This window comes from Rhodococcus sp. 21391 (assembly GCF_016772255.1).
Classification (GTDB): domain Bacteria; phylum Actinomycetota; class Actinomycetes; order Mycobacteriales; family Mycobacteriaceae; genus Rhodococcus_F; species Rhodococcus_F opacus.
Genome location: NZ_CP063781.1, coordinates 2,249,065 through 2,274,105 on the forward strand (window position 1 = coordinate 2,249,065; position 25,041 = coordinate 2,274,105).

General features: G+C 65.1%; 26 protein-coding genes and 1 pseudogene. 13 read left to right on the plus strand and 14 right to left on the minus strand.

Annotated features, from left to right (window positions below; genetic code table 11):
• Positions 1-61 precede the first annotated feature (61 nt).
• A complete protein-coding gene (locus GO592_RS10535; RefSeq protein WP_237720545.1) occupies positions 62-439 on the plus strand; it encodes a S1C family serine protease in 378 nt (125 codons plus the stop codon).
• A 33-nt stretch (positions 440-472) separates the two neighbouring features.
• Here the strand turns inward: GO592_RS10535 and GO592_RS10540 are convergent, their stop codons facing one another.
• The 3 genes from GO592_RS10540 to GO592_RS10550 form a co-directional block, all read right to left on the minus strand.
• The gene (locus GO592_RS10540; protein ID WP_007299403.1) at positions 473-970 is read right to left on the minus strand and encodes a hypothetical protein; all 498 of its coding nucleotides are present in this window, start codon (positions 968-970) and stop codon (positions 473-475) included.
• A 70-nt stretch (positions 971-1,040) separates the two neighbouring features.
• Entirely contained in the window at positions 1,041-2,567 is a 1,527-nt protein-coding gene (locus tag GO592_RS10545) for an aldehyde dehydrogenase family protein (protein WP_007299402.1), read from the minus strand.
• 397 nt (positions 2,568-2,964) lie between these two features.
• Positions 2,965-3,912, minus strand: a complete 948-nt coding sequence (locus tag GO592_RS10550) for a hypothetical protein (RefSeq protein ID WP_007299401.1) — start codon at positions 3,910-3,912, stop codon at positions 2,965-2,967.
• 1,144 nt (positions 3,913-5,056) lie between these two features.
• Between GO592_RS10550 and GO592_RS10555 the strand changes: the two genes are divergently transcribed.
• Positions 5,057-5,335 (plus strand): hypothetical protein, encoded by a 279-nt coding sequence (locus GO592_RS10555; protein ID WP_007299399.1) that lies wholly within the window; start codon positions 5,057-5,059, stop codon positions 5,333-5,335.
• Positions 5,336-5,821: 486 nt separating this feature from the next.
• On the opposite strand, the gene GO592_RS10560 is transcribed toward GO592_RS10555, so the two are convergent.
• Positions 5,822-6,421: a glyoxalase gene (locus GO592_RS10560; RefSeq protein ID WP_007299398.1), complete on the minus strand. Its 600-nt coding sequence runs from the start codon at positions 6,419-6,421 to the stop codon at positions 5,822-5,824.
• A 353-nt stretch (positions 6,422-6,774) separates the two neighbouring features.
• Positions 6,775-6,945, minus strand: a complete 171-nt coding sequence (locus tag GO592_RS10565; RefSeq protein WP_167332385.1) for a hypothetical protein — start codon at positions 6,943-6,945, stop codon at positions 6,775-6,777.
• 238 nt (positions 6,946-7,183) lie between these two features.
• On the opposite strand from GO592_RS10565, the gene GO592_RS10570 reads away from it, so the two are divergent.
• The 4 genes and pseudogenes from GO592_RS10570 to GO592_RS10580 all read left to right on the plus strand — a co-directional run bounded on the left by GO592_RS10570 (position 7,184) and on the right by GO592_RS10580 (position 11,703).
• Entirely contained in the window at positions 7,184-7,525 is a 342-nt protein-coding gene (locus tag GO592_RS10570; protein WP_007299397.1) for a YciI family protein, read from the plus strand.
• A 473-nt stretch (positions 7,526-7,998) separates the two neighbouring features.
• Positions 7,999-8,207 (plus strand): annotated as a pseudogene (locus tag GO592_RS44200) (MmgE/PrpD family protein); the annotation flags it as partial.
• Positions 8,208-8,264: 57 nt separating this feature from the next.
• The gene (locus tag GO592_RS10575; protein WP_007299396.1) at positions 8,265-9,137 is read left to right on the plus strand and encodes an LLM class F420-dependent oxidoreductase; all 873 of its coding nucleotides are present in this window, start codon (positions 8,265-8,267) and stop codon (positions 9,135-9,137) included.
• 325 nt (positions 9,138-9,462) lie between these two features.
• Positions 9,463-11,703 carry an NADP-dependent isocitrate dehydrogenase gene (locus GO592_RS10580; protein WP_005263781.1) on the plus strand — a complete coding sequence of 747 codons (2,241 nt, stop codon included), beginning with the start codon at positions 9,463-9,465 and terminating at the stop codon, positions 11,701-11,703.
• A gap of 80 nt (positions 11,704-11,783) precedes the next feature.
• Here the strand turns inward: GO592_RS10580 and GO592_RS10585 are convergent, their stop codons facing one another.
• Positions 11,784-12,416: a hypothetical protein gene (locus GO592_RS10585; protein ID WP_039952296.1), complete on the minus strand. Its 633-nt coding sequence runs from the start codon at positions 12,414-12,416 to the stop codon at positions 11,784-11,786.
• 403 nt (positions 12,417-12,819) lie between these two features.
• Here GO592_RS10585 and GO592_RS10590 point away from each other — a divergent pair, with 403 nt between their 5' ends.
• Together GO592_RS10590 and dapA are read left to right on the plus strand one after the other, a co-directional pair.
• On the plus strand, positions 12,820-12,972 hold the full coding sequence (locus GO592_RS10590; protein WP_005568109.1) for a hypothetical protein: 153 nt from the start codon (positions 12,820-12,822) through the stop codon (positions 12,970-12,972).
• Positions 12,973-13,026: 54 nt separating this feature from the next.
• Entirely contained in the window at positions 13,027-13,932 is a 906-nt protein-coding gene (dapA, locus tag GO592_RS10595; protein ID WP_039952295.1) for a 4-hydroxy-tetrahydrodipicolinate synthase, read from the plus strand.
• A gap of 90 nt (positions 13,933-14,022) precedes the next feature.
• On the opposite strand, the gene GO592_RS10600 is transcribed toward dapA, so the two are convergent.
• The 4 genes from GO592_RS10600 to GO592_RS44205 form a co-directional block, all read right to left on the minus strand.
• Positions 14,023-14,658 (minus strand): GyrI-like domain-containing protein, encoded by a 636-nt coding sequence (locus GO592_RS10600; RefSeq protein WP_007299393.1) that lies wholly within the window; start codon positions 14,656-14,658, stop codon positions 14,023-14,025.
• A gap of 168 nt (positions 14,659-14,826) precedes the next feature.
• Positions 14,827-15,234, minus strand: a complete 408-nt coding sequence (locus GO592_RS10605) for a YciI family protein (protein WP_007299392.1) — start codon at positions 15,232-15,234, stop codon at positions 14,827-14,829.
• Between the two features lie 179 nt (positions 15,235-15,413).
• Positions 15,414-16,118, minus strand: a complete 705-nt coding sequence (locus tag GO592_RS10610; protein WP_007299391.1) for a hypothetical protein — start codon at positions 16,116-16,118, stop codon at positions 15,414-15,416.
• A gap of 180 nt (positions 16,119-16,298) precedes the next feature.
• Entirely contained in the window at positions 16,299-16,406 is a 108-nt protein-coding gene (locus tag GO592_RS44205; RefSeq protein ID WP_167332384.1) for an FAD-dependent oxidoreductase, read from the minus strand.
• Here GO592_RS44205 and GO592_RS10620 point away from each other — a divergent pair.
• Positions 16,372-16,782: a hypothetical protein gene (locus tag GO592_RS10620; protein ID WP_007299390.1), complete on the plus strand. Its 411-nt coding sequence runs from the start codon at positions 16,372-16,374 to the stop codon at positions 16,780-16,782. The genes GO592_RS44205 and GO592_RS10620 overlap by 35 nt on opposite strands.
• A gap of 736 nt (positions 16,783-17,518) precedes the next feature.
• Positions 17,519-17,821: a hypothetical protein gene (locus tag GO592_RS10625; RefSeq protein ID WP_005263763.1), complete on the plus strand. Its 303-nt coding sequence runs from the start codon at positions 17,519-17,521 to the stop codon at positions 17,819-17,821.
• A 289-nt stretch (positions 17,822-18,110) separates the two neighbouring features.
• On the opposite strand, the gene GO592_RS10630 is transcribed toward GO592_RS10625, so the two are convergent.
• The 3 genes from GO592_RS10630 to GO592_RS10640 form a co-directional block, all read right to left on the minus strand.
• Positions 18,111-18,572 (minus strand): CinA family protein, encoded by a 462-nt coding sequence (locus GO592_RS10630; RefSeq protein WP_039952293.1) that lies wholly within the window; start codon positions 18,570-18,572, stop codon positions 18,111-18,113.
• Between the two features lie 634 nt (positions 18,573-19,206).
• Complete coding sequence (locus GO592_RS10635; protein WP_007299387.1) at positions 19,207-19,533, minus strand: hypothetical protein; 327 nt, start codon at positions 19,531-19,533, stop codon at positions 19,207-19,209.
• Between the two features lie 114 nt (positions 19,534-19,647).
• Positions 19,648-20,094: an Hsp20/alpha crystallin family protein gene (locus GO592_RS10640; protein ID WP_005568125.1), complete on the minus strand. Its 447-nt coding sequence runs from the start codon at positions 20,092-20,094 to the stop codon at positions 19,648-19,650.
• A gap of 1,638 nt (positions 20,095-21,732) precedes the next feature.
• Between GO592_RS10640 and GO592_RS10645 the strand changes: the two genes are divergently transcribed.
• The 3 genes from GO592_RS10645 (at position 21,733) to GO592_RS10655 (ending at position 24,539) form a co-directional block, all read left to right on the plus strand.
• A complete protein-coding gene (locus GO592_RS10645; RefSeq protein WP_007299386.1) occupies positions 21,733-22,266 on the plus strand; it encodes an STAS domain-containing protein in 534 nt (177 codons plus the stop codon).
• A 665-nt stretch (positions 22,267-22,931) separates the two neighbouring features.
• Positions 22,932-23,939 (plus strand): FUSC family protein, encoded by a 1,008-nt coding sequence (locus GO592_RS10650; protein ID WP_050998673.1) that lies wholly within the window; start codon positions 22,932-22,934, stop codon positions 23,937-23,939.
• A gap of 432 nt (positions 23,940-24,371) precedes the next feature.
• Positions 24,372-24,539, plus strand: coding sequence for a hypothetical protein (locus tag GO592_RS10655; RefSeq protein ID WP_172651000.1), 168 nt, complete (start codon positions 24,372-24,374; stop codon positions 24,537-24,539).
• A gap of 264 nt (positions 24,540-24,803) precedes the next feature.
• Here GO592_RS10655 and GO592_RS45780 read toward each other — a convergent pair whose 3' ends face one another.
• The gene (locus GO592_RS45780) at positions 24,804-24,929 is read right to left on the minus strand and encodes a hypothetical protein (protein WP_257225835.1); all 126 of its coding nucleotides are present in this window, start codon (positions 24,927-24,929) and stop codon (positions 24,804-24,806) included.
• Positions 24,930-25,041 lie beyond the last annotated feature (112 nt).

The window sequence follows — 25,041 nt, forward strand, 5'->3', positions numbered from 1 at the left end:
CGAAGTCCGAAACCCGGTGGGTGGCTCTGCGGGACCTCCCGCCGGGTTTGCTGTCGCCGGGATGGGGGTGGGTCTGGCGGTGCCGATCAACTCGACGACGAGGCAGATCATCGCCGCGCTGGTATCGGCGGGGCGGGTGCGTCGGGCCTGGCTGGGGATCGCGGGCATGCAGGTTCCGCTGCCTCCGAAGCTGCAGGGGCGGATCGGGTCGAAGACTGGTTTGCAGGTGGCCGGTGTCTCGCCGGGAAGCCCGGCCGCCGAGGCGGGGTTGCGGCGCGGGGACATCATGGTCGAACTCGACGGCAAGCCGATCGTGACGACGACTGCCGTCCAGCGGTTGATGGTCGAGGATGCGATCGACCGGCAGATCGAGATCACGGTGTGGCGCAACGGTGCGCTGGTGGACGTGTTCGCTCGTCCTCGTGAGCTCGCGGCCTGATGACCACACAGCGACGTGGGATCCGATCGACGGTCACCGATTCATCCCGTGCCGGATCGCGTCCTGGACTTTCCCGTGAGCCACCGCGATACCGCCCGCGATATCGGTCAGTGTTCTTCGATGCTGGAGGCGCAACGGGTCGTTCACTGCGCCATCGTGCAGGTGTTGCCGGTGGGGGAAGACTGGGCGCGGCTCGGTCTTCATGAGGTGCCGGTTGAACGTCCCAGTGAGCTGCGACAGCTCGTTGAGTCGTCGGTAAACGTCATCGCTGGCCACGACCCGCGCCTGGCTGAGCAGGGAATCGAACTCGTCGCCGGCGATCTCGTCCGCGTCATTCGGGTGCGATGCAGCCGAAGTCGTTGCGGTTGCGGCGAGGCGGGCCGTCGCTCGCAGCAGGTCGGCGTAGATCGCGAGCCGCAGTTTCACGAGTTGGTCTCGGCGCGCAGTCTTGCTGCGCAGCCGTTCGGTGATCCACGGTAAGAGGGCCGTGCCCACGATTCCGGCCACGCCCATCCACATGATCGCATTCACGATCAGTCTCCCGTCTCTTCCTGCTTTCGGGCCGAAGACCCACGTTCACGTCCCGCCGCGTCCGCGTTACTCATTCCCGGGCACTCTGGCGGGTGCGGTTCACGGCCGGATCTGGTTCGTCGTTGTCGCCGAAGATCGCCTTGGCCTCGAGGTACTCCACCAGGCCGAATTTGCCGAACTCCCGGCCGTTGCCTGACTGCTTGTAGCCTCCGAACGGAGCATCGAAGGCCAGCGGAGCCCCATTGAGATGAACCATTCCCGTCCTCAACTTCCGGGCGACATTCCGCGCGCGCTCCGGATCGCTCGACGAGACCATCCCGGACAGCCCATACGCGGTGTCGTTCGCGATGCGGATTGCGGCGGCCTCGTCCTCGTAGCCGATCAGCATCATGACGGGGCCGAAGATCTCCTCGCGCGCGATGGTCATATCGTTCGTCACGTCCGCGAAGACGGTGGGCCGGACGAAGTAGCCGGTGGACAGTCCCGCCGGGCGACCGACTCCACCGGCGACGAGCGTGCCGCCCTCATCGATGCCGATCTGGATCAGGCGCTGCACCTTGTCGAACTGTGCCTGTGACACCAGCGGACCCACGGTCGATCTCTCGGACTCGGGTTGTCCGACGACGATCGACGCGGCGGCGGTCTTCGCGATCGCGATCGCTTCGTCCATACGGTCCCACGGAACCAGAATGCGCGAGGCGGCATTGCAGGACTGGCCCGAATTGACCACCACGCCTACAACGTCTCGGGTGATGACCTCCTCGAAGTCCGCGTCGTCCAGCACAATGTTCGCCGACTTGCCACCGAGCTCCTGTGTGACACGTTTGACCGTTGTCGCAGCGTTCCGAGCGACCTCGACGCCGGCACGCGTCGATCCGGTGAACGAGACCATGTCGATGTCGGGGTGCCTCGACAGTGCGCCTCCGACGGTAGGTCCGTCACCCTGAACGAGGTTGAAAACTCCCGAAGGGACTCCTGCTTCGTGAAATATCTCCGCGAAGATGATCGCATTCAGTGGCGCGATCTCGGACGGCTTCAACACCATCGTGCAGCCTGCGGCCAACGCCGGCGCAACCTTCGCGGCGATCTGGTTGACGGGCCAGTTCCAGGGTGTGATGAACGCACACACGCCGACCGGCTCGCGCACCACCGTCGTCGTGCCGATCTTCTCCTCGAATTCGAACTCACGGAGCGCATCGACGGCTGTGGTGAGATGCACCAGGCCGGACGGTGCCTGAGCGGTCGTGGCCAGTGAAGTAGGTGCTCCCATCTCCTGGGTGATCGTCGATGCCAGCTCGGCCATCCGTCGCCCGTAGACCTCGATTATCTGATCCAGTAACGCAATCCGGTCGGCGCGTGTCGTCGACCCGTAACCGTCGAACGCTCTGCGGGCGGCCGTGACGGCGCAGTCGACGTCCTTTTCGTCGCCCAGCGCGATGGTGGCGACGATCTCTTCTGTCGCAGGGTTGACGACGTCGAGCGTGTCGGTCCCGATCGGGTCGATCCACTCGCCGTCGATGTAAAGCCCTGGGTGTTCTCCATGGTGGTCCTTTGGTCGGTTTCTGCAGAAGGTGAGGGGTGGGGTGGGGTAGCGCATTGGTGACCGTGCGGGTGAGCCGCGATGGCGTCCCGTGTTGTGGAGTCCTGTCCTCCCGGGGTTTGCGTCGGAGTGTTTCCGGCGTCTGAATAACAATGACTCGCCGCAGCTCTGCCGTCTGTCCGCCAACCGGGCCCCGCTGGGGGAGGAATACGTGTCCCCCAATCGGAGGACAACCGCGATGTCGGGGTCGAGCGTCAGGAATGCGAGGCGGTCGATCCAGCCCGGCTGATCGGCGAACGATGTTTCTCGAGAACGGAATTACGGTGCGCTGTTGGTTCCAGCGCCGAATGCCGGTCAGTTCCGTTCGCACGAATGATCGTCTGGGGCCAACGTCACGATGTGGGATATCGACGATCGACCGTGAAGCGAGCCCTGTGCGGCGGATGGCGCGGCGTCAACGCGACGCGCTCACCGACGAGGACCGCGCGGGCCGTCGGAGTGCGGCGGCCGCCATCGTGAGCGCCACGGCATCCTCCGCAAGCGCGGCCTGCCAGTCCGGCATCCGCCGGCCGGCCCACTGTCGCCACCACGCGCCGCCGTAGGAGCCGGCGAGGGCGCCGACGGTTCCGATGATCAGGGCCGACGCCGCGTCGGCGCGGTCGCGGCGGGCCAGCGCCGCGGCGCCTCCTCCGCCTGCGATGAGTCGTCCGGTGAGCGCGGGCTGGGAGAGGCGCGACGGTACGTTCGGGTTCTTGTCGGCGACCAGTTCGCCGCCGACGAGCGCCGTCGCACCAACGAGGCGGGACCAGTGTGCCGAGCCGGGGGCACCCGAAAGCAGTGCCGCCGCGATGCCGGTGGAACTGCGGAGACCGCTGGCCACGCCGATCACGGCCGACCGGACAGTGCTCGACCGTTCCGCCCCCGGCTCCCTGCGGTGCCCCGTCGCCTCGTCCTGTTGCCGCAGGACTGTGGTGACGGTGGCGCCGTAGACGAGATGCGGCACGAGGTCGCTGAGCCAGTCCTGAGCGGTCCACTGTCGCGGGTCGCTGATGCCGCGCATGGCGATCGGGATGTCGGTGGCTGCCATCGCGGCGAGACCGATACCGATCGTTCCGGCAGCCGGGGTCAGGCGGGCGCCGGCCCGGCGGACGAGGGCGGCGGCCACGCCGAGTCCGGTGCCGACGGCGATCCCGCCGAGCGCCCCGAACGCCGACCGCCGGGCCGCGAGCACGTCACCGCGTCCCGGTATCGCGACGCCCAGAGCGGTCGCAACGGACTCGACCGTCTTCTCCGGAACGGTGCTTGCGGGGCGGCCTCGGATCGCCATGTCCAGGTATGTGACGGCGTCGAGCATCGTGGTGCCTGCGGCACCTGCAACGATGCCGGTCGTGACAGTGTTCATCGGACTGCCTCTCTCGCGTGATTCGACGACGGGGTCGTCCTTCCCCGGAGCATCCCCCGGCGGTGTACCGGGCAAACTGGACGGGAGTGTTGGGCGCGAGGCACGGCGGTATCCGGGCAGAAGTGTGCAGGACGCGATTGCGGGCGAGGGTGACTCGTTCGGCACTGGGAAAGTAGGCCAGGAATCGCGCCGGCAATGGTGGAGTCGGGGAGCGAGGCGACGCCGGATATCTTGTGGCGCAGCCAAGCGCAGCCCCCGCCAGCGATCGGTGTCAGCTGGCAGGGGCGCTACACGGACAAACCGCGCGTAGTAACGAGCGGCGCATTAGTGATCTTCGTGAGCCGGGGCATGGAAGTCCAGAGAGTGTGATCCACGCCATTGTGCAAATTTCTTCACCTCATCATTACCGACCAGTAGGTGTAATTTCGGGGTCGTCAACGGCGCATGTGTGAATAGTTGGCGCTGCCGAGTTCCGATCGGCAAGAGTCTGCGGTACCGGCCGAAATTCTCGATTGATCAGGCGAGAATTCTACGTAATGAACCGCCGAACATGCTGTGCCACAGCATGTTCAGATGTCGCTCGGAGCTGTTCTGCGGAATCGAGCCAGGCGACGAGCTACTCGCAGGCCGTTGTCGATGATCCCGGGTGTGATGAAGAACACAACATAATTTCTCGCGAAGTGTGGTGGTCGGGAATGAGGTGTGGTTAAACCCCTGTCTGGGACCCAAAAGCGGGTATGGGTGTAGGTGATTCGGCCGTTGTGTAGGTGTCGAAGTCGGACGAGTGTGTGTGGTGCACCGTCATCGACCCGGCGGCCAGAATCTCGGCACGTGAAGGAAGAGTGTAATGGCACGGATCAGCAAGAAACTGGGGTCCGATCTACTGGAAGCGTTGCGTGTCAGTGTCGTTGGCACCATTGCGTGCGCCGGACTGGTCATGGGCGTAATTGTCCTGGCGATGTGGAACTTCCCCGTACCGGGTGTGTAGGCGCGCGTGGCTTGTGGTCGTTCGCTGGTGCCGGTCATTCGGAGTGCAACACCAGGCGGCAGTTCGGCGATATAGCTGACGGGGGTGAGCCCGTGGGTTCGGATGATCGGTGAACGGCACCTGTGACGGGCGTCGTGTGGTGCGGAAGGAACTGGAATGCTTGGGACGGGAATGGGTGCGATGGTTGGCCTACTCGTGATTGCGGTGCTGGTGGTCCCCGTCTCGTTCGGCGTGGCGGTACGGGCGGATGCGAAGGCCCGCCGCCTCTCGGAGTCGCAGGCGCTCGAAACGGACCTGGGGCGATCGGTCGCGGTCGCGGAAGTGGCGGGTCGGTGCGATCAGTGGCGGCAGCTCGCAACGCGGGCGTGGCTGATCTGCGGCGGCGCCTCGCTTGTCGCAGTAGTGATCGTGGGCGTCCTGGTCTGTATCGGGTGAGGGCGGCGCGGACCCGGGACCGCGCGATTTCTGGTTCGCTGCTGCGGCTGAGCTGTCGACATCGAGCCCGAGCCTCGCGTCGCACGGGAATCTGAAACCTCTCGGCTGCCGTGACATGCGCGTCCTGAGATCGTCCGGTAGTGCGGCGAAGCGCCCGGTGAGCCGAAGCGGCCCGGTCGGAGTGTTCTCCGCTCCGGCCGGGCCTCGCCGGGACGTGCAACAGGGCGTCGCCGCGCTCCATCGGACGATTGGATCCACGCCGGTGTGCCTGGGTGGTATGCCTGGCCAATGTCTTCCCGGGCGTTGGGGATTGCATCGGCGACCGGTACTTGGTGTGTACTGGCGCGAGGAAATGGTAGATCTGCCAGCCGGTCGCGTCGCAGCGATGTGAGCTACACCACATATGTTCTTCTCGTGGTGGCCCAACTGGATGAGTGGGGTGGTCGGTGTCGATACCCTGCCGCGGTGGCGGTGAGGGGTCCCCGATCACACTGTCTGCCATGTGAAGCCGTCGGGGTCGGTGAAGGGTTCGGCGTCGCCGCTGATGACGATCCGGTGGGCGCCCGTGCCGTCGGGGGAGACGCCGGCGTCCTTCGCGAGGGCACGGCGCCCGTAGAGCGCGAGCTTGACGTTCGGGCCGGTGGCGAACTCGACGTATTTGCGACCGAAGCTTCGTGTCACTTCCAGCCCGTGGTCGAGGTAGAACTGCTTGCTGACCTTGACGTCTTCGACGCCGAGCAACAGGACGAGGTCCTCGATGTGCCGCGTGGCCGGCCCGGTGTTCTTCTTCGACGAAGTCGCGACTTTCCAGAGCGCTCCGTCGGGGCCCTGCACGACACCGCCGTACCCCCACAAGCTCTTCTTGACCGGTTTGATTGTGGTGCCGCCATTTTCGAGGGCAGCCCCGACGTAGGCGTCGACGATGTTCGGCTGGGACACGACGAGTGAGAGGGTGTAACCGCGGAAGCCGGTGGTCGGTGCGTCCGTGTCGCGGGCACTGATGCGTTCATCTATGCCGAGTGCGGCGTGGAAGGCCTTCACCGTGGTGGGCTCGGGGGTTTCGAGGGTGAGGGATTCGATGTTCATGCCGGTGACGTTAATGCGGCCCTTGGGTAGGCGCTTCTCGATTCCTGATCAGTCTGCGCCCCGTAGTTGCATGAGCGTGAGTGCACCGAGGGTGCGCGCGAAATCCGATTTCCTAGCGCCTGCATATCGAGGTCGAGGGTGGGGGTGGCGTGCGGCTGCTCGACGAGCACGGCGCGGAGCGGGTACAACGCCGGGGGCGTCGTGGGAGTTGCCAATTGAGGGTGGCATACCGTGGCTGGTCTGGCTTCTGGACTTGGTGATCACGGCTCCTGACGCCGCTGCAGGCCGACCACATGGTTCGACCTGAAAGGGTGAGATAGGCGGCGCGATCGTCACGGAGGACATTGCGCCTGTCAACTGCTGCCGAATGGTCCGGGAGGCGGCTCGACGGGGTAGGCCGCGACCTCCATGCTCACCGAGTACTCGCCCGACCAGGACGGCTGCGTGGGTGCCGCCCCCGCGGGCATGGCCCCGACAGCTGTCCCGGACGCGATCAACCCGGCTAGCAGCAATGACTTGCGCATGACGAGATTGAATCACAGGCTTCGGCGGTGTACGGGGCGTATGGGCCGGCCGACGCGAACGTCTGCTGACACACTGACACCCTGGACACGCAGAAAGCAACCGGCGCTCGGGCGCGGTGAGCGCGGTCGTGGAGACGGCGTGTTCCGCCCGTCGGGGTGGGCGGGCGAATCTTGTGCGCGCCGGCCCGTGTCGGCGAGGATGGGTCCGATCCCTGACGTGCGAAGAGGAGTCGGCGCGATGACGAAGTACCTGATCTCGTTCCCGAGTGGTGCCATGGACTTTCCCGACGAGGATCTGCAGGCAGCGTCGGATGCGTCGCATGCGGTGGTGGAGGAGGCGAAGGACGCCGGCGTCTGGGTATTCGGCGGTGGAATCGACGAGAGCGTTCCGCCTGTCCTGGTCGATGGGGATGGCACGGTGACGGAGGGCACGTACCCGCAGACGAAGCAGCTCGAAGGCGGCTACACGATATTGGAGTTACCCTCCCGCGAGTCGGCACTGGAATGGGCTGCGAAGATCGCGGTTGCCTGCCGGTGTGCGCAGGAGGTGCGTGCGTTCCATTACGATCCCGCCAGCTGACGGGGTTCGACCTCCCAGGCAATCGCATTCGGCTTCGGCCAGATCCCCTTCCCGCCCCACCATCCACCGGGGCAAGACCCGCACCGCCGCCATGTGCACCGCGACCGGCTCGCTCGGGGCGTTCAATCTGTTCACGTCGACTGCCGGGGCCAGGTCCATCACTCGCCGTGAGCCGTGTAGCGCTCCTTTTGCTCGTGGCCGAACTCGATCGGCCGGCTGTGGATTCCTGCGGGGGTGAGCGATCTGGTCGTCACGCTCGGGGAGCGTCGTGGCCACATCCGGTTCCTCTCGACGGGTCTCCCTTGTCCGCGAGCACCCGATGCGGGCACGTTCTCGGACGTCGTCGTCCGGATCGAAGTCGACCGCAAGCGCAAACATGCTGAACTCTCGGCGGAACGCTCATCGAATTCGCCTGCAGGTGAGCGCCATTCGGGGGGATGCTACCGAGCAGGAGATCCTCGACCTCGACTTTCCTCGCCGTCGCGCGGCACCCAGGACGCGTCGGCCGGGATCTGATTCACGGGCCGGCCACTGAATGGGAGATCCAGATTGCCCTCATTCGTGCAACTGGCTGCGCGAGTACAGGATCGACCACGTCGCACATCTCGGACCGTCCGCAGTCACTGGAATCGCAAACCTACTCGGACTCGACACCGAGACCATCGATCAGGCTGTCGGGAGGCCAAGGTGGTACTGACGATCCCTGGGTAGTCGTCGGCGACAAGCCTAACGTGGAGCTATGGAACTTGGACTGCACATCGCCGACTTCACCTTTCCGGACGGCCCGTCGACCCTCGCGCACGACTTGTCTCGCATTGCCGTCACCGCCGAGGACGTGGGTTTCGCCAAGATCAGCGTCATGGATCATCTCTGGCAGATCGAACCGGTGGGACCGATCGACACCGAGATGCTCGAGGCCTACACCACTCTCGGTTATCTCGCTGCCGTCACGAAGAAGGTGGACTTGCTGGCCTGGGTCACCGCGACTGTCTACCGCGAGCCAGGCCTTCTTGCCAAGGCCGTGACCACGCTCGACGTCCTGTCCAAGGGTCGTGCCTACCTGGGAATCGGCGCCGCCTGGAACGAGGACGAGAGTGTGGGACTCGGACTCCACTTCCCGCCCACGGCCGAACGCTTCGAACGGTTGGAGGAAACACTGCAGATCTGCCTGCAGATGTGGAGCGAGAACGACGGGCCGTTCGAGGGGACGCACTACCAGCTCGGCCGCACGATGAACGTGCCGCAGTCGCTCCGGCGCCCACACCCGCCCATTCTGATCGGCGGTGGGGGTGAGAAGAAGACGCTTCGGCTGGTCGCGCAGTACGCGCAGGCCTGCAACCTGTTCGGCGGACCCGAGGTCGAGCACAAGCTGGAGGTGTTGAAGAGCCACTGCGACGCTCTCGGAACCGACTACGACGCCATCGAGAAGACCGTGATGTTCCCACTCGACCCGGGTGCGGGTGGACAGAACGTGGACAGCCTTCTGGGTCAACTCGAGGACTTGTCGAAGCTGGGAGTCACCCACGTTCACGGATGGGTCCCGCAAGTCGCGTCGATCACGCCCCTCGAGATCTTGGGCGAGCGCGTGGTTCCGGTGATCGCGGACTGGTGATCCCTCCGACGCACGGATCGCTGGATCGGTCGCCCGCGGTAGCGCCCGCCAGGCCTCGGTGGAGTGCATGGTGGCGAAGCTTCGGCGAGGCCGATGGTGGACGGAAACTGGACGGCGAGGGGCGCAGCCTGGTCCCGGTGAACGCGACCGATGCGCGTGTGAACCGCGGAGTGTTCGCATGGTGAACCAAAGTGGTCGAAGTGAATCAAAATCGGGCGCTTGAATATGCTCTGATGATGTCGCACCTAACCTGGACTCGACGCGAGACCGATAGCCTCACGAGGAGCCTATCGACCTCGGAACGAACTGACGCGGGAGAACAACCATGAGCGCCGATAAGCATCCAACCATCATCTACACGCTGACCGACGAGGCGCCGTTACTCGCCACCTACGCGTTCCTGCCGATCGTGCGCACCTTCGCCGGTGCCGCGGGCATCGAGGTCGAGTCCAGCGACATTTCGGTACCGGCGCGGATCCTGGCCGAGTTCCCCGACCGCCTCACCGAAGAGCAGCGCGTCCCGGACAACTTGGCCGAGCTGGGTCGGCTGACGCAACTGCCCGAGACCAACATCATCAAGCTGCCGAACATCAGCGCGTCTGTGCCGCAGCTCCTGGCCGCCATCAAGGAACTGCAGGGCAAGGGCTACCGGATTCCGGACTTTCCGGAAGCCCCCAAGACCGACGAGGAACGCGATATCCGGCAGCGCTACGGCAGGATCCTCGGGAGTGCGGTCAACCCGGTCCTGCGTGAGGGCAACTCCGACCGTCGCGCACCCCGGGCCGTGAAGGAGTACGTCCGCAAGCACCCGCACAGCATGGGTGAGTGGTCGATGGCCTCGCGCAGTCACGTCGCGCACATGCGGCACGGCGACTTCTACCACGGCGAGAAGTCGATGACACTGGACCGGCAGCGCACGGTCCGGATGGAGTTGGTGACCGACGGCGGCGAGACGATCGTCCTCAAGGAGGGGCTGACCCTGGGCGAGGGCGACATCATGGACAGCATGTTCATGAGCAAGAAGGCCTTGCTCGACTTCTACGAGGAGCAGATGGAGGATGCGCGCAAGACGGGCGTGATGTTCTCCCTCCACGTCAAGGCTACGATGATGAAGGTCTCGCACCCCATCGTCTTCGGCCACGCGGTGAAGACCTTCTACAAGGACGCCTTCGCCAAGCACCAGAAGCTGTTCGACGAACTGGGCGTCAACGTCAACAACGGCCTCGTCGACCTCTACGACAAGATCGAGACGCTGCCGAGCACGCAGCGCGAGGAGATCATTCAGGACCTGCACGACTGCCATGAGCACCGTCCCGAGTTGGCCATGGTCGACTCCGCCCGCGGCATCTCGAACTTCCATTCGCCCAGCGACGTCATAGTGGACGCCTCGATGCCCGCGATGATCCGCTCGGGCGGCATGATGTACGGCGCCGATGGGCGACTCAAGGACGCCAAGGCGGTGATGCCGGAATCCACTTTCGCGCGCATCTACCAGGAGATCATCAACTTCTGTAAGACCAACGGCGCGTTCGACCCGACGACCATGGGCACTGTCCCCAACGTCGGGCTCATGGCGCAGAAGGCCGAGGAGTACGGCTCGCACGACAAGACCTTCGAGATTCCGGAGGACGGCGACGCCAACTTCGTGGATGTCGAGACCGGTGAGGTGCTGCTCACCCAGCACGTCGAGGCTGGTGACATCTGGCGCATGTGCACCGTCAAGGACGCGCCGATCCGCGACTGGGTCAAGCTCGCGGTCACCCGGGCACGCAACTCCGGCATGCCGGTGCTGTTCTGGCTGGACCCGTACCGCCCGCACGAGAACGAGCTGATCAAGAAGGTCGAGCTGTACCTGCAGGATCATGACACCGAGGGCCTCGACATCCAGATCATGTCGCAGGTGCGCTCGATGCGTTACACGCTGGAGCGGCTGATCCGCGGCATGGACACCATCGCCGCGACCGGCAACATCCTGCGTGACTACCTCACCGACCTGTTCCCGATCCTGGAACTCGGCACCAGCGCCAAGATGCTGTCGATCGTGCCGCTGATGGCCGGCGGTGGCATGTACGAGACGGGCGCCGGTGGGTCGGCGCCCAAGCACGTCAAGCAGCTGGTGGAGGAGAATCACCTGCGATGGGATTCACTCGGTGAGTTCCTGGCATTGGCCGTCAGCCTGGAAGATCTCGGCATCAAGACCGGCAACGAGCACGCCAAGATCCTGGCCAAGACGCTCGACGCGGCGACCGGCAAGCTGCTGGACGAGAATAAGAACCCGTCGCGCAAGACCGGCGAGCTCGACAACCGGGGCAGCCAGTTCTACCTCGCGTTGTACTGGGCACAGGAACTCGCCGCGCAGACCGAGGACAAGGAATTGGCGGAACGTTTCGCCACGCTTGCCGAGGCGTTGACCGAAAACGAGGAGACCATCGTGCGGGAGCTCATCGAGGTTCAGGGCTCGCCGGTCGACATCGGCGGCTACTACCAGCCGGACAGCGAGAAGGCCGACGCCGTGATGAGGCCGAGCAAGACTTTGAACACCACGCTGGCGGCCGCGCAACAGTGAGCCCGAACCACTGAATCGCCGGTTCGTGAACTGTGCACGGGTCGAACACTGGTGCGGGGCAGGGTCCTGGCCCTTGTGGGTCAGGGCCGCCCCTCCAGCGACCCCGTGACCGCCAGGTCGTCGAGCAGCCCCAAAAATGCTCGGGCACAGGGGAGGTCGGCAGTGGCCCCCGCCACGGTGGGCCAGTCGACCTGCTCGCGCAAAGCGCGGGCGACCGGCAGCATCGGCACGAAATCACACCGATGGGAACCGAGACGACGGAGTTTGTCGATCATCAGATCGGTTCCGCTGAGGACAGGCGCCCAGAGCTGCCCGATCCGCATCGTCTCGGCCCGTGCGAGGAGTCCCTCCCCGGTCCCAGTGGTACCGGCCGGATACAGCAGGGTGACCCGGAGATCACCGCCGACGACCTGCCGTGACCCGAGGCGGGAGGAAGCGATGGACCGCATCCCACCCGCAGCCAACGCGGTCCGTGCCTCGGTCAGGTGTTCGTCCGAGGCGATGATGGTCACCTGGTGCTCGGCTGGCGGTCCGCCGCGGGCGTAGACGGCACAGTCCCCGCCGACCGCGAACGGCACGTCAGCGGCCGAGAGGATGGTCACTGCCCGACCCAGCGTCCGCATCAGCTGGGCTTCGCGGGCCGCGACTATTCGAACGGTGGGGTAATCCTCCGTCCGCGGAGAACAATGGCGCGGCAGGTGCTCGGTGGTCATGACCGGTGGGTACCCGGCGTGTGCGGACCTCAACCGTGCGATGGGCCCTCTCGCTTCACGGAGTGCGGCCACAGGCGGTTGATCGCGGGACCTTCGTCAGGGGTGCCGAATACGGGTCTGCCAGCGTGTCTTCGCCCGTGGCGACTCTTGCAGCAGAAATCGACCGATGGGCATTCTTTTGGCGGTCTCATCGAAATGGTGGACTCCGGTGTAGTCGACTGACCGCCGTCGGTCTGCGCAGCCGCGATAGACGTGCTGGCGGCGTCAATGTCTCATTGGCTCTGTACAATTCGGAGGTACCCGATGGTGCTGGAATCGGGACGGATCCGCGGTAGGCAGGAATGGGGTCACACAGCGCGGGTTTTCCTGGAGACTCGCGGGTTTTCCTGGAGACTGATGAGTTATGACCGATCAGCTGCATGCCGACCTCACAGAACGTCTGGGCCGGGCAGTCGCCCGTGCCGCCATGGATGGTGATCCCCTGTTCGGTACCGTCGAGATCACCATCGCCGAGCTTGCTGAGCTGCTCGAAAGCCGAACCTCTCCCGGCGAGTGACCGGGGGATGTCTGGTCAGGGTTGTCACCGGTTCGTCGCGCATACACTAGGGCGATGACCGATTCGTCAGCGCCGGTGGCTCCGTTCGGGCGCGTTCTCACCGCGATGGCTACGGCGTTCACCGTGGATGGCGAGATCGATGAGGAGGCGACAGCTCGGATCGCCGTACATCTGGTCGATCATGGGCACGACGGGCTTGTCGTCTCGGGGACGACCGGTGAGGCGGCCACGACTACCACCGCCGAGGACGGTCGGATCTTGCGAGTGGTCAAGGATGCGGTGGGCGGCCGCGCGAAGATCGTTGCCGGGGTGGGAACGAATGACACGCGGCACACACTCGAATTGGCGAGGCAGGCTGTCATGCTCGGAGCTGACGGGTTGCTGCTCGTGACGCCGTATTACAACAAGCCGAGCCAGGGGGGTGTACTGCAGCACTTTCGGTACGTCGTGGAGGCAGTCGATGCTCCAGTCATGGTCTACGACATTCCCGGCCGGGCCGGTACCAAGCTGGCGCCGTCGACGTTCGAGACGATGGCGGAGTGGCCGTCCGTGGTGGCGGTCAAGGATGCCGCCGGAGATCCCACTCAGGCGATCATGTTGCGCGAATTGGGCTATGCGGTCTACTCGGGAGACGACAGTCTCACTCTGGGTTTCCTGGCGTATGGGGCGTGCGGGGTTGTCTCTGTTCTCGGTCACGTGGCAGGTGACGAGATCCGCACGATGATTGACGCCTTCTTGTCGGGGGATGTCGGAACCGCACGGGAGATCAATGCCCGCCTGCAGCCGGCGTTGCATGCGGTCATGGGTGTCCCCAATTACGGCGCGACGACGGTCAAGGGGGCACTGCAGTTGCTCGGAGTGCTGCAGAACAGAACTGTGCGGTCCCCGCTACTTGCCCTCGACGACGGCGAGTACGAGGCGTTGCGGACGGGGCTGCTCGCTTCGGGGTTGCTGCACTGACCGAGCTGAGCATGCACTCAAAGCTGTCGACGCCGACGTTCCCGCCACACATGCTGCTACCTGGCCCCAGCGCACGGGTCGCCATGGTTGTCAGGTGCCGGAGGCGGCACCGGTGGTGATTGGTTGCCTGAGGATCGTGCGTTGCTTCTCGGGCGTGATCCTGCGGAAGTCGTTGAGGTAGATCTCGTGGTGCTTGCCGGACACACACAGTCTGTTGCTGGGGATGAACTCGTCGTGCAGTTGTGCGAGCACGCCTGCTTCGTCGTCGAACGAGCCGGCGTGCAGTGTCTGCACGCACCGCCCTTCGCTCAGCGCCTCGAGTCGGACGTCGTCCAGACGTATCGGGCGGTTCTTGGCACCGGCCTGTTCGACCGCGGTGGTGAACATGGCGTGTTCGACCCAGTTCGGGGTCATGATCATCATCGTCCAGTCCCATCGCGACTTGTCCCGCACCGTTGTGAAGGAGTCCATGTCGTCTGCCCACCACAAGCCCTCCAGCGGAGGAACGACATAGTCGCGGCCGAGCTCGCGCTTGCTGGCGAACTTCAATTTGTACGCGAGGGGGTAGAGCGCTTCGACGGCGTCGCTGAATGCCGGTGAGGTGTTGGGGTCGCCGTGACCGTCGATCATGAGGTACTGCATGTCGGGCACATCGACGATCCTGAACTCGCCTCGTGGGGCCTGGTAGGCGGCGAGGGTTTTCTTGAAGTCGGTCTTGTCCGTCATCGGGCACCTGGACTCGCGTAGCGAGCCATACCTTTCTGCCTCCACGAGGCTCGACGATTATGAGAACTGTGGGGGTGCGGTTCCGTCTCGGCCGCCACGAGGTGGAGTCCGCGGCGGCCGAGGATCCGCGAGCACCTTCGGGGTACGGGCCGGAGGAGGATCTCGAGGTCAGTCAGTAAGGGTGGGCGGCGCAGTGAGGAACGGGCGCACTTCGAGCCACTCATGGATCGGTTTCCCTCCCGCCCCCGGAGCGGCGGAGAGCTCACCTGCCAGCTCGATGGCGCGGTCGTAGCTGTCGACGTCGATCATCATCCAGCCGGCGATGAGGTCCTTGGTCTCGGCAAAGGGGCCGTCGGTGACCGGTGGGCGACCCTCGCCGTCGTAGCGGACGAACACCCCGTCGGGGGCGAGCGCTTGACCGTCGACGAACTCGCCGGTGCCTTCGAGTCGGTCTGCGAAGTCTTGCATGTACTGGACGTGGGCCGAGATCTCTTCCGGCGTCCACTGGTCCATCGGCACTTCGTTGACCGCAGCAGGGGCGCCGCGGTAGTGCTTGAGCAGAAGATACTTGGCCATTGTGGTTCTCCTCGGTGATGGTGCGGCCCATTGTGGTCGCGTTCATTGTGGAGACGGAGCCAGTCAGGATTTCTCGACACGCCGCCGAAGAATTTCTTGGGGTCTCGTCCGAACCGGGTGCGGGGGCTGGTAGTTGCGGTGTCCGGGCGCGTTGTGCACAGCGCTCGCGACGCAGCACCTCACAGTGTCGGCCGATCGAGCGGACGTAGCAGGGGATCGAGCGCGCCGGCGTCCCGTAGCCGGCCGTATACGCGAACAACCGTGTCGACGTCGCCCGGTGCTGCAATGTGCAGAAGCCGGCCGCTGCTCAGCGTGTCCTGACGGACCGCCTCCGGGCCGTCGGGCACCAGGACTGCGCGGGCCGCGGACAGATAGCCGAACCGGCCGACGACCGGATCGCCGACGGTGAAGCCGGCGTCGTCTTCGAGGGCATCGAGAATGTCGTCGTCGCTCACGTCACCGAAATCCGGTTCCCACACCGACGCAAGCGTTGCGAGCAGTTCGGATTCGGGGACGACGGCGCCGTCGGGCGCATCGACCGTCATCACCAGCGACTGCAGGAGAAACTGCGGGGCACCACCCGCCACGCCGGACAGTTCCACTGCCCACCCGTCCGCACCCGCGTGCATCAGTCGTAATCCGGTCCCCGTCAGGTCCGACCACGCTTCCGCGCCCTGAGCGTCCAGGAGTACCGCTGTCAACTCGTCCGGCGCACAGGCGGTGTCCGGTCCCGACGCGTGAACCTGCCGCCACTCGCCTCGCGCCGGTGGCGCAGCCGCCGGCAGCAGTTCCGTGACGTGCTCCAACGTCTGCCGCCACTGTCCTGCCAGCGTTTCGACCGGCTCCGGCCGCAGTCCCCAGAAGGCCCGCACGACGCGTCGCATTCGAATATGTCCTCCCTCGCGATCCCTACGATCGTCCGTGCGTCCCCGGGCGGGATCAGGGTCCGCAACGAACCGTGGAGCACCTGATTCTGTCATCAGATGCGTCCTGCCAACTGGAAAGGAAGCATCGATTCCCGGATGCTGGTGACCATTCGGCGATCCCCTCAGCTGGGGCAGGCTTCAGGGTGAGGTGACACCCAACATGCCGTGACCTGCGGCAATGTAGAGGCCGCGGTGACCGGGAACCGGGCCGATGGACGGCAGGCTGTCGGGCGTGGCCGGTCGCAAACCGGTACGGGCTCAGTGCTCCGATGATCGGCAACTGGATGCCCAGGGGAGTGAGAAGCGCGTTTGTCGCGGCACCGAGCGCGATGACCGCGTGGTCGTTGTCCAAGGAGTGGTCCGGCGTTTGTATCGACCACTTCGCGCCTGCGGGAGTGACGGTCTCCACGGCAGTGTGCTGGAGGACGATGACGCCCATGTCGGTGACCTTCTCGAGCAGACCTTGGAGCAAGGATTACCGGTTGACGTGTCGGTCGATCGAGGTGTGGGCGGCGACCTGCACCCCGGGGCCGACGGCAGTACCACGTTGACGTGCTTCGTCACCGGACAGGTATTCGATGCTGCCCGGGAAGCCCAGTCCTTTCGCCTCACTTCGGCGTGATGGTCTCAGGTACGGAGCTGCTCTCGCCGCGGCCGACGATGAGCGCGATGCATGCTGAGGCGGCCGAGGCTGGGCCCGGACCCGCGCGTACCCAATTCCAGCGATACCAGTCGGTCAGGGTTGTGTGCACCGCCTCGGGTGGGAAAGCAGGGTCGAACAATGGCGAGGTTCGCGTCCACGAAGTAGATCGGGAGGACCAACAGGGTCCCGACCATGCCTACGGTCGCCAGAGTCCAGGCGCGGCGCCCGGGTCGATGACTCTCGACGGCGGAGTAAGTGGTGATGGCGACCATCACTGTCGAGGCGAGGTCGAAGGGGAACACCGCCGCTCCGGTGACGGGGCCATAGACCGCGAAGTGGTGCAGGAAGTCCGCTGGTTCCATGGCAGCCAGGTCGGGACGATCACGGTTTGGCTGAGCAGGGCGCCGCCGGCGAAGGCCGCGGTGGTGGCTACCGCGGCGGTGTCGATGGTACGGGCCGCGCGCCCGGAAGGCGCTGGTCCGCGAGGAGGAGTGATCCACTGAGGGGTCAGGGCCATTGGGCGACTCCATATCTCGTGCCCTCGATGGACCGGTCGGCGCTGGTGGTTGACGATTGGTTTTGATGAACGAGTGGTTCTAAAATGTGGCGAATGCCCGTGCGAGTACGCCGTCACGGTCGGCGGCGGGAATCACGGATCGGGGGAATCGCCGTGGTTCGCGCAGTAGACTGACGGTCCCCGACGAGGAGGGTCCGATTGCTGATCTTCGGCGAGCCGTACGAGGCGAGTAACGGCATGGTGATCATTACTGTGTCGCGGACAGGCTGGGGTCATCGGGCTGAGCGCCCGGTTGGCATCTACACAGTCGGTGCGGAGGGTGTTACCTGGACGCCTGCCGTCGATGCGAGCTGGCACGCGTTGATCGGGGTCTGCACGGGTTTCGCGGCGGCCGTAATCGGTACGATCGCGGTTTTGCGGCGTCCTCCATGGCCGGAGATGACCGAGCGGGTGATGACCGCGCTTGCGCAGGCGCGGATTGCTGAAAGCCGACATCGGTAGGACATCGATCCGCTCGCCGCACTCCTCCGCGCTGATTGCGATGCAGGTGGGCTGGTGCCGCGCATTGGTGGTCGCGCGTCGGACGGGGGTAAGGATCTTCCGTCCCAACCAAGTCGAACGCTCCGGCCGGGGTCCACGGCGACGAATTCACGTATTCTGAATGCAGATTCGCCAGGTGCAAGGATGTCGGGTGCCTCGAAGCGGCATCCCAGGCCCGCGCCTCGGCGGAGCTGGATCCGGTATTACGCAGAGGGCATCCGGACCGAAACCGCATGGGCGCCCGCATCTATCAGCGCAGTGCGTCCTCTAGCAGGAACAGGGCATGGACGGTAGTCGCCTCCACCACGTCGCCGGGATCTCCATCGAAGTGCCGCAGCTCGGTGCGAGCGGAACCGTCGGCGAAGACCCCGAACCACACTGTCCCCGGTGGTTGTCCGTCCTGAGATTGGGGCCCGCCGGCACCGGTGACCGCCACCGCGAGATCCGCGCCGAGCAACTCGGCTACTGATGTCACCATCGCGCGGGCACTGAGTTCGCTGACTACCGGGCCGTCGGGAACCTGCAGCAATCCATGTTTCACCGAGCTGGCATAGGCCACGATGCTGCCTCGATACCACTCTGACGACGACGGCGCGGCACCGAGAACGGCGGAAATTCTCCCGCCAGTCAAGGATTCCGCTGTGGCAATGGTGAGTTTCCGATCGCGCGCAGCCACAGAGATCCGTTCCGCACGCTCGTCACACCTACTCATACGCCGCGCACCGCCCGGCCGATGCGGTGAGGTCCAGAGACACTCGCCCTTGCCGCCGCGAGCACAATCACCAACAACATCACATTGATCATCTGGCCTCCATCTCGTGCTTCGAGTAGAACTCGTTGCCGACTCTTCCGGACCTGTAATTCCCGCGAGTGGTGCACCGCTCGCCTTTGACAGATGAACCGGCGCCGGTAATTCTCGGCGGCGCGCCGGCTACGGGCTGAACCGGGGAGCCTGGTCGTCGTTGCGTCCGGACACGACGACCTGGGTACCGAAATACCCCACGAAGAGTAGGCGTAATCCCCGGATCGCAATCGCCCTACACGCGAGTGCCAATTCGGGAGAACCGCTACCGCGACACCCGACGATGAGCGAGCGCGGGGTGCGGACTGGGACTCCACGAGCTCGTGTCGACGACGACTCGCGGAGTCTCGGCTCGGCGCGACGTGCAGAAAGGAATTCGGGCCGGCGCGTTCACGGACTGGACGCGAGGTACCCCCTCAATGCCGCGACAGCCACCGAGGGGTGCTACCAATCCGGTCAACACACCGCGCGTGCTTACTCTTACCCACCGACCAGGAGCGCAGGGCCTCACTGGGTGTCGACCTCCGGGGCGGGCATGTACAGGTCAGAGGTTGTGAAGAGCCGCGGCGAGGAAGACGAGGCCGGCGGCGATTCCGAAAGCCCCGGTGAGGATGCCGAGGAGCGCTTCCAGTCCCTTGGGCTCGTTCCCTTCGACGGCGGGGTGCCGGTAGGCGGCGATTCCGGCCGCGATGGCGCCGGCACCGAGCAGGATGCCGAACCCGAACATCCAGAACATCACGATCGACAGCGAGCCCAGCATGAACGAGAGGTCGGTGCAGTATTCACCGAGAAGACGGGGCGGCCTGGGCCAGGATGAGCGTGGCACGGATTTGTGGGGATCGTGTCGGAGCCCGGTCGTGGTGGCCGTCATCTTTCAGGTCCTCAGAGTGTATGCAGTGGGGATCGGATATGTTTGTCCTGCACCAGGTCCGGTCCAGCGGTGGCGGTGCACCGCTGAACCGAACTGGCGTGCGTGGTGCGCGGGTCAGGCTTCGATGGGGGTGCGGTCACCGCACGCCACGGGTGAGCCGCCGCGGGTGATCTCGATGCGCCGCGGCTTCGCTCGTTCGGTGACCGGCAGAATCACGCTGAGAACACCGTTGTCGTAACTGGCCGAAATACGGTCGACGTCGATGTTCTCTCCGAGCGACACCTGGCGCCGGTAGCGGCCGCTGAATCGCTCCGATGTCAACCACTGCACACCATCGTCTGGCTGGCTTCGATGGGCGGTCAGGGTCAATACCCCGGCATCGACATCGATGTCGATCGAGCCGGGGTCCATGCCGGGCAGATCGGCGTGCAGGACGTAGTGGTCGTCGACTTTGTACAGGTCCATCGGCATGAACCGCGGACGACGCGACGATCCGGTATGAGCGCCCAGCAACGACTGGGTCATCGAGTCGATGTCGGTGAAGGGATCGAAACGCAGCACAGCAACACACCTCCCATGATCAGTTAAGTGGTCCGCCACCTCGGCGAAGCCTCGATCACTGTGCGAAAGCAATTTAGCACTCGGTCGCTCCGAGTGCCAGAGCTGATGGTGGTGTTTCGTTCTCCTCCTCTTAGTCGTACCCCCGCTACTCGGTGGTTACCGACGAGGAGGGGTCGTCGGCGGGGTGGCGGCCCGGCCGTTTCGAATGGGGGTCATGCTTCGGCGAGGGGAGGGGCGTCCATCGGCCGTGGTGGGTTATCGAGCCCAAGCTCGCGGCCGCGTCGGTGCCGTCCGGCCTCGTCAAATTGGGGCCACGCGGTGCCCGGATCGAGGCCGGGTGCTTCGATCCGGCCTCGACAGCATCGACGGTGTAAACCGTGGGCTCTAGGTCTACTGACCCTTGATGGATCGGCGGCACGTTCCTCGCCGACCGGTATGTCGCGCGGTCGAACCTGGCCCTTCCGGGAGAGTGTACCGATTCTCATCGTCGGTCGATCACCTGCTGAGCGATCGCACTCACGCGGCGTGGGTGGCGAGAACTTCGCCCGCGGCTTCCTCTTCGGAGCCGAACGCGTGCGCAGAGAAAGCAGATAGGTTGAGTGCCCCATCTTTCCGTCGACGGTATACAGCTGAAAGGACATCGAACTGGGAATCCCCACATCGACTGCGGCCGCCGCGAACTGCGGTCAACGCGGTTCCGAACGAAGATCGTCGCTTCGCACCAAGGGATTGTTGAGCGCCGCCGCCACACACACGGTCCCTGTCCGAGTTGATGCTGTGCATGGTCGAATTTGTTGAAGTAGTGGGGAGGTGGGCGCGACGGTCTCGAACCTCTTGCCGGAGACGAGCAGAATGCCCGCGCACGCCTTCGGCGGCATCAGCTCGACAACCTCGTCGGTGACAGCGCGCAGCCGTTCGTCGAGGGAGCGTGGGCCGGAGAGACTGCGGGCAAATTCGGCCATGGCGCGGCTGAGATCCCGGGCACCGGAATCGCTGGTCTTCGGCGGGGAGGGAAGCGTCCGGTGACGCGCAGGAGCCGGCCGGGCAACAACTACACCCTCCGGTGCCAGGCGAGACGTTCTCCTGGAGCAGATTTGGGCTGGAGTGAGGGCTCTCACCTGGTTCCTCACGCAGACGGTGCGCCCCACGAGAGTTGCCTACCGAAGGGGTGTTGCGCCCCGGGTTCAGCCGAGACTCTCGGTGACCCGATCGGCTCTTCTGGCGGGTTAGCGTGTGCGGCTTCGAGGGGGTGGGATCATCCCGTGAAGCCGACGGTGGGCGTGGCGGTGGGTTTGCTTCCTGGGAGATGCGCGTTACCGTGGAGCAGAGGTTGAGTTCACAGCCCGGCAGACAGTGTCCGTCACCGGCTACGATTCTCGGCCTTTTTCTTTTTGGGGTCTTTCGGGCCGGTCCCACCCCGGAGGAACCTCATGACCTATTTCCGTGCCGTTGTCGACTTTCCGGAACAGGTGCAGGCCTGGTTAGCGGACACCTGCCGATGGAACACCACCGCCGCCGGGGCCACCGAGTTCCGGATCGAGATCGACGATCCCCCCGGCGGCCCGGTCGCGATCAGGATGGCCGGGAACGTGGACGCCGGCACCGTGCCGGTGCAGTACGGCCTGTCTCGGCGAATCGGTGCTGACCGGTCACAATGTCGTCGTCGACCTGCGAGATGTTCCTTTTCTCGGCTGCCCAGGCGTCGCCGCATTGCACCGCACCGTCACCGATCTGTCGGCGCAGCGGTGCCGCCTGACCGTTGCCGCATCCGCCGATGTGCACTCGATTCTGGACCGAATCGGCATCGGTGCAGCGGTGCCCTGCTTCGGCATCGTCGCCAACGCATTCCACGCCGCCCGCTCACCCCAGACCTCCGCCGGCAGCGAGGATCCGACCTTCACGATCCTCGACCGCTCGGGCCAGCGAACTGCTCTCGCGGAGTCCACGCCGTGGGTCCCGGTTGTCCCGGAGGGCAGAGCGTTGCCCGATGACAGCGCCGTGTCGATGCACTGTGTCTGCCGCCGGATGGTCATCGGCCCGGTGACTGTCGCCGGCGGTACCGCCGGCAGCGGGCAACCGACTTTGCGTCAGCCCAAGGGTCCGGACCCGTTGTGTGGCAACCGGTGCGCGGGACCACCAGGGCGGCGATGGCAGCGGAAACGACGGAGTTGACAGCGCTGAGCCGGATGGTGGCCTTCGGATTGCGGTGGTGCGCCATAGCAGTCGCCCTGCCGGGGTCATCACGGCCGATTTCGGGATGGACAACGTGGCGTTTCTCCGGAAGCTGGTCGCATACCTCGAGATCGCTGCGCCGGCACCCCTGCGGCCGGATCTGGTCGATCGGACGTCGCTCGTCGCCCGTCGACGGCTCTGGCTGGGCACCTGGCCAAGCATGAGTAGACCGATTGGGATTTTATGTTGGTCGTGTTGTGCGCCGGGCATTGTTTCCAGTCTCCGGCGCAAGGACTCGCCGCGGACCAGACCCACCGACCGTCATCGCGGAGATGTGGCGCATCGTGGGGTCCTGCCGGGAGGTCGAGTCGTCGTTCCTCTCCCCGGAGAGGGCGCGTGGCCGGGACCGGGCGCGGCACGAAACGCACGCCCAAAAAGTCTGCCAGGCCACCCGTAATTACAAGTGGCACGTCTGCCGCGCAGGACCGAACCGAAATGAGTGACACCGAGCCGATGACTTCTGAACCTGCTGAGTGTTCGACATGAGATGGTTTCTTTCCGCGCAGACCGATATTCAGACGAAGCGATCAAGTGCGGGCGGCTGGGCTAGGTGGTTGCGCAGTGTCCTGCAGCCGCCGGGCTTGGTGTCGGCCGTCAAGTGCACTGTGGCAGTGCTTATCGCGTGGTGGGTGGCCGATCGAGTGCTGCAGAGTCCCGAGGCCTTCCTCGCGCCCTACGCCGCCCTGTTCATCATCGGCACCACGGTCCGCAGCTCGGTCACCGCTGCCGCACGTCAGGTCACGGTCGTAGTGCTCGGTGTGCTTGTGGCCGCGCTGGCGGCACGAACCTTGCCCGAACTCGCCGCCATCGCAGGTGCGGTCGCAGTCGGTACGATCCTCGGCCGCAGCCGGTGGTTGGCACCGGACGGAATGTGGGTGGCGATCACCGCGCTGCTGGTGTTGCTGTACGGCACGGCAACAAATCCCACCCTGGTGTTTCATCGTGTCCTCGATGTCACAGTGGGTGTGCTGGTCGGTGTGGCGGTCAACGCTCTCGTCCTGCCTCCCGACAGGCTCTCCACGGCGCGTGATCTGATTCTGCAACGTGCCGAGGAACTCTCCGCCCTGCTCGCCGATCTTGCCCACGGACTACGGTCCGGGCGCCACGATAGTGATATAGGGCGGCAACGGGTGTGGGATCTGCACAAGTCGACCGGCGCCGGCGCTGCTCTGAGCGAGGGTCGGGAAAGCTTGCGAGGCAACATGCGCAGCGTCGGCTGGGCCAGAGTCGGCGGATCTCGGGTGTACCAGCCGATAGCTACGATTCTCGACGACACATTGCTGCAGGTGTCAGTGCTGGAGATCGCAGTCGAGGCACTCACCGCCTCGGACGATCAGTTGGAAGATCCCGATCAGCTTCGGTGCGAAGCAGCGGGGCTGATCGAAGCGTTTTCCGCCGCATTCGACAAACTCACGTGGGACCCTGCCCACCATCGAGAGCCCTATCTTCACGTCGTGCATACCGCTCTGCCTGATGCCCGCTCGCGCCTCGAGTCCTTCAGGGAGACAGTCCAACGGCATCAACCCTCATCCGGTGCGTTGCAGGCCATCTCGTTGGCGGCGGATGGATTGTGGGCCGCACTGACCGTGCTGGACAATTTCGACGAGCGCTGAGAGCGTCATGAGTATCCAGGTGCAGATCTGTCACTTCAACCGCAGCGGCGGATCAGCGGATGGGAGTCGCTGACGGTCGTCTCACCGAAGCGGTACAGCAGAATCAGTTCGCTGTCGTGGACCCGTCCTCGTGCGTCCGTAATTTCTGTTTCCTATCCGCGGGTTCTCCAATCGAACTCCCTCCACACACCATCCGGCGGGTTCTCTGCGGGCGACACCACTGGGGGTGGAATGCCACAATCGTGCCCATGCCCGCCGCATCGAAGGACAACCGTGGCCCGATCGTCCCGGTGGCGCGGGTCCGGGCAGCGGCGCTCACTCGGCTTGGGTTCTCGATGAGGTGGTCGACGACTACGCCGCGGAAGCGGGTACCGGGGCACGTGACCCGTCACAGATAAGCCGCTGGGTGGTTCCACTCGGGCCGGTGCCGCCTTGGCCCTTGCACCGAACGGCGCGACGATCGCGACTTTGACCATCCCCAACAACGCATCCGGCTTCTCCGATGCCCTCGCGTGGATCGCCGAGCACGCCCCCGGCCCCGCGTCGTGGTCGGACTCGAAGGCACCCGCAGCTGCGGAATCGGCCTGGCTCGCGCGTTGACCGGTGCCGGACGGACCATCGTCGAGGTCGAGTGTCCCGTCGTCAGACACGGCGCCGTGGCAAGTCCGACCCCATCGACGCGAGACTCGCCGCACTGCAGGTGCTGCGTATGCCAGAAGATTGAAAGGCGCTGCCACGCAGTGATGGGGCCGGTCGGGGGGATGGGTGTTGCCGAGGGTGAGGGTTCACTGCGGTTCCGCGTTGGTCCGGTGTTGGGTTGTCTGTGTCCGCCAAGTTCTTCGACGGAGAGGTCGCGTGACGGTCCTATTGGTGGGTGCGCAGCCAGAGGGTGGTGTCCGGTGGCAGGGAGCGGGTATCGGTCAGATCGGTGGAGGCGAGCAGGACCGTTGCGTCCGGGGCGATCGCGATCGGTTGTCGGGACAGGTTCACGACACACCGAAACGACTGCCCGCCGTCGAAGGCGAGGGCATCGGTGGGTGATGGCTGCCACGCAAGGCGTCGCCACGCAGGGCGGGCAGTGTGCGGCGGAGTCGGAGTGCGG

Excerpts from the sequence above, each read along its gene's own strand:
- GO592_RS10605 (WP_007299392.1), bottom strand. The coding sequence starts at position 15,234 with ATGGCCAAGTATCTTCTGCTCAAGCACTACCGCGGCGCCCCTGCTGCG.
- GO592_RS10550 (WP_007299401.1), bottom strand. The coding sequence starts at position 3,912 with ATGAACACTGTCACGACCGGCATCGTTGCAGGTGCCGCAGGCACCACG.
- GO592_RS10535 (WP_237720545.1), top strand. The coding sequence starts at position 62 with ATGGGGGTGGGTCTGGCGGTGCCGATCAACTCGACGACGAGGCAGATC.
- GO592_RS10610 (WP_007299391.1), bottom strand. The coding sequence starts at position 16,118 with ATGCGACGCGTCGTGCGGGCCTTCTGGGGACTGCGGCCGGAGCCGGTC.
- GO592_RS10545 (WP_007299402.1), bottom strand. The coding sequence starts at position 2,567 with ATGCGCTACCCCACCCCACCCCTCACCTTCTGCAGAAACCGACCAAAG.
- GO592_RS10590 (WP_005568109.1), top strand. The coding sequence starts at position 12,820 with ATGACCGATCAGCTGCATGCCGACCTCACAGAACGTCTGGGCCGGGCA.
- GO592_RS10580 (WP_005263781.1), top strand. The coding sequence starts at position 9,463 with ATGAGCGCCGATAAGCATCCAACCATCATCTACACGCTGACCGACGAG.
- GO592_RS10630 (WP_039952293.1), bottom strand. The coding sequence starts at position 18,572 with ATGAGTAGGTGTGACGAGCGTGCGGAACGGATCTCTGTGGCTGCGCGC.
- GO592_RS10565 (WP_167332385.1), bottom strand. The coding sequence starts at position 6,945 with ATGCGCAAGTCATTGCTGCTAGCCGGGTTGATCGCGTCCGGGACAGCT.
- GO592_RS10635 (WP_007299387.1), bottom strand. The coding sequence starts at position 19,533 with ATGACGGCCACCACGACCGGGCTCCGACACGATCCCCACAAATCCGTG.
- GO592_RS10600 (WP_007299393.1), bottom strand. The coding sequence starts at position 14,658 with ATGACGGACAAGACCGACTTCAAGAAAACCCTCGCCGCCTACCAGGCC.
- dapA (WP_039952295.1), top strand. The coding sequence starts at position 13,027 with ATGACCGATTCGTCAGCGCCGGTGGCTCCGTTCGGGCGCGTTCTCACC.
- GO592_RS10620 (WP_007299390.1), top strand. The coding sequence starts at position 16,372 with ATGGACGGCAGGCTGTCGGGCGTGGCCGGTCGCAAACCGGTACGGGCT.
- GO592_RS10560 (WP_007299398.1), bottom strand. The coding sequence starts at position 6,421 with ATGAACATCGAATCCCTCACCCTCGAAACCCCCGAGCCCACCACGGTG.
- GO592_RS10585 (WP_039952296.1), bottom strand. The coding sequence starts at position 12,416 with ATGACCACCGAGCACCTGCCGCGCCATTGTTCTCCGCGGACGGAGGAT.
- GO592_RS10575 (WP_007299396.1), top strand. The coding sequence starts at position 8,265 with ATGGAACTTGGACTGCACATCGCCGACTTCACCTTTCCGGACGGCCCG.
- GO592_RS10555 (WP_007299399.1), top strand. The coding sequence starts at position 5,057 with ATGCTTGGGACGGGAATGGGTGCGATGGTTGGCCTACTCGTGATTGCG.
- GO592_RS10570 (WP_007299397.1), top strand. The coding sequence starts at position 7,184 with ATGACGAAGTACCTGATCTCGTTCCCGAGTGGTGCCATGGACTTTCCC.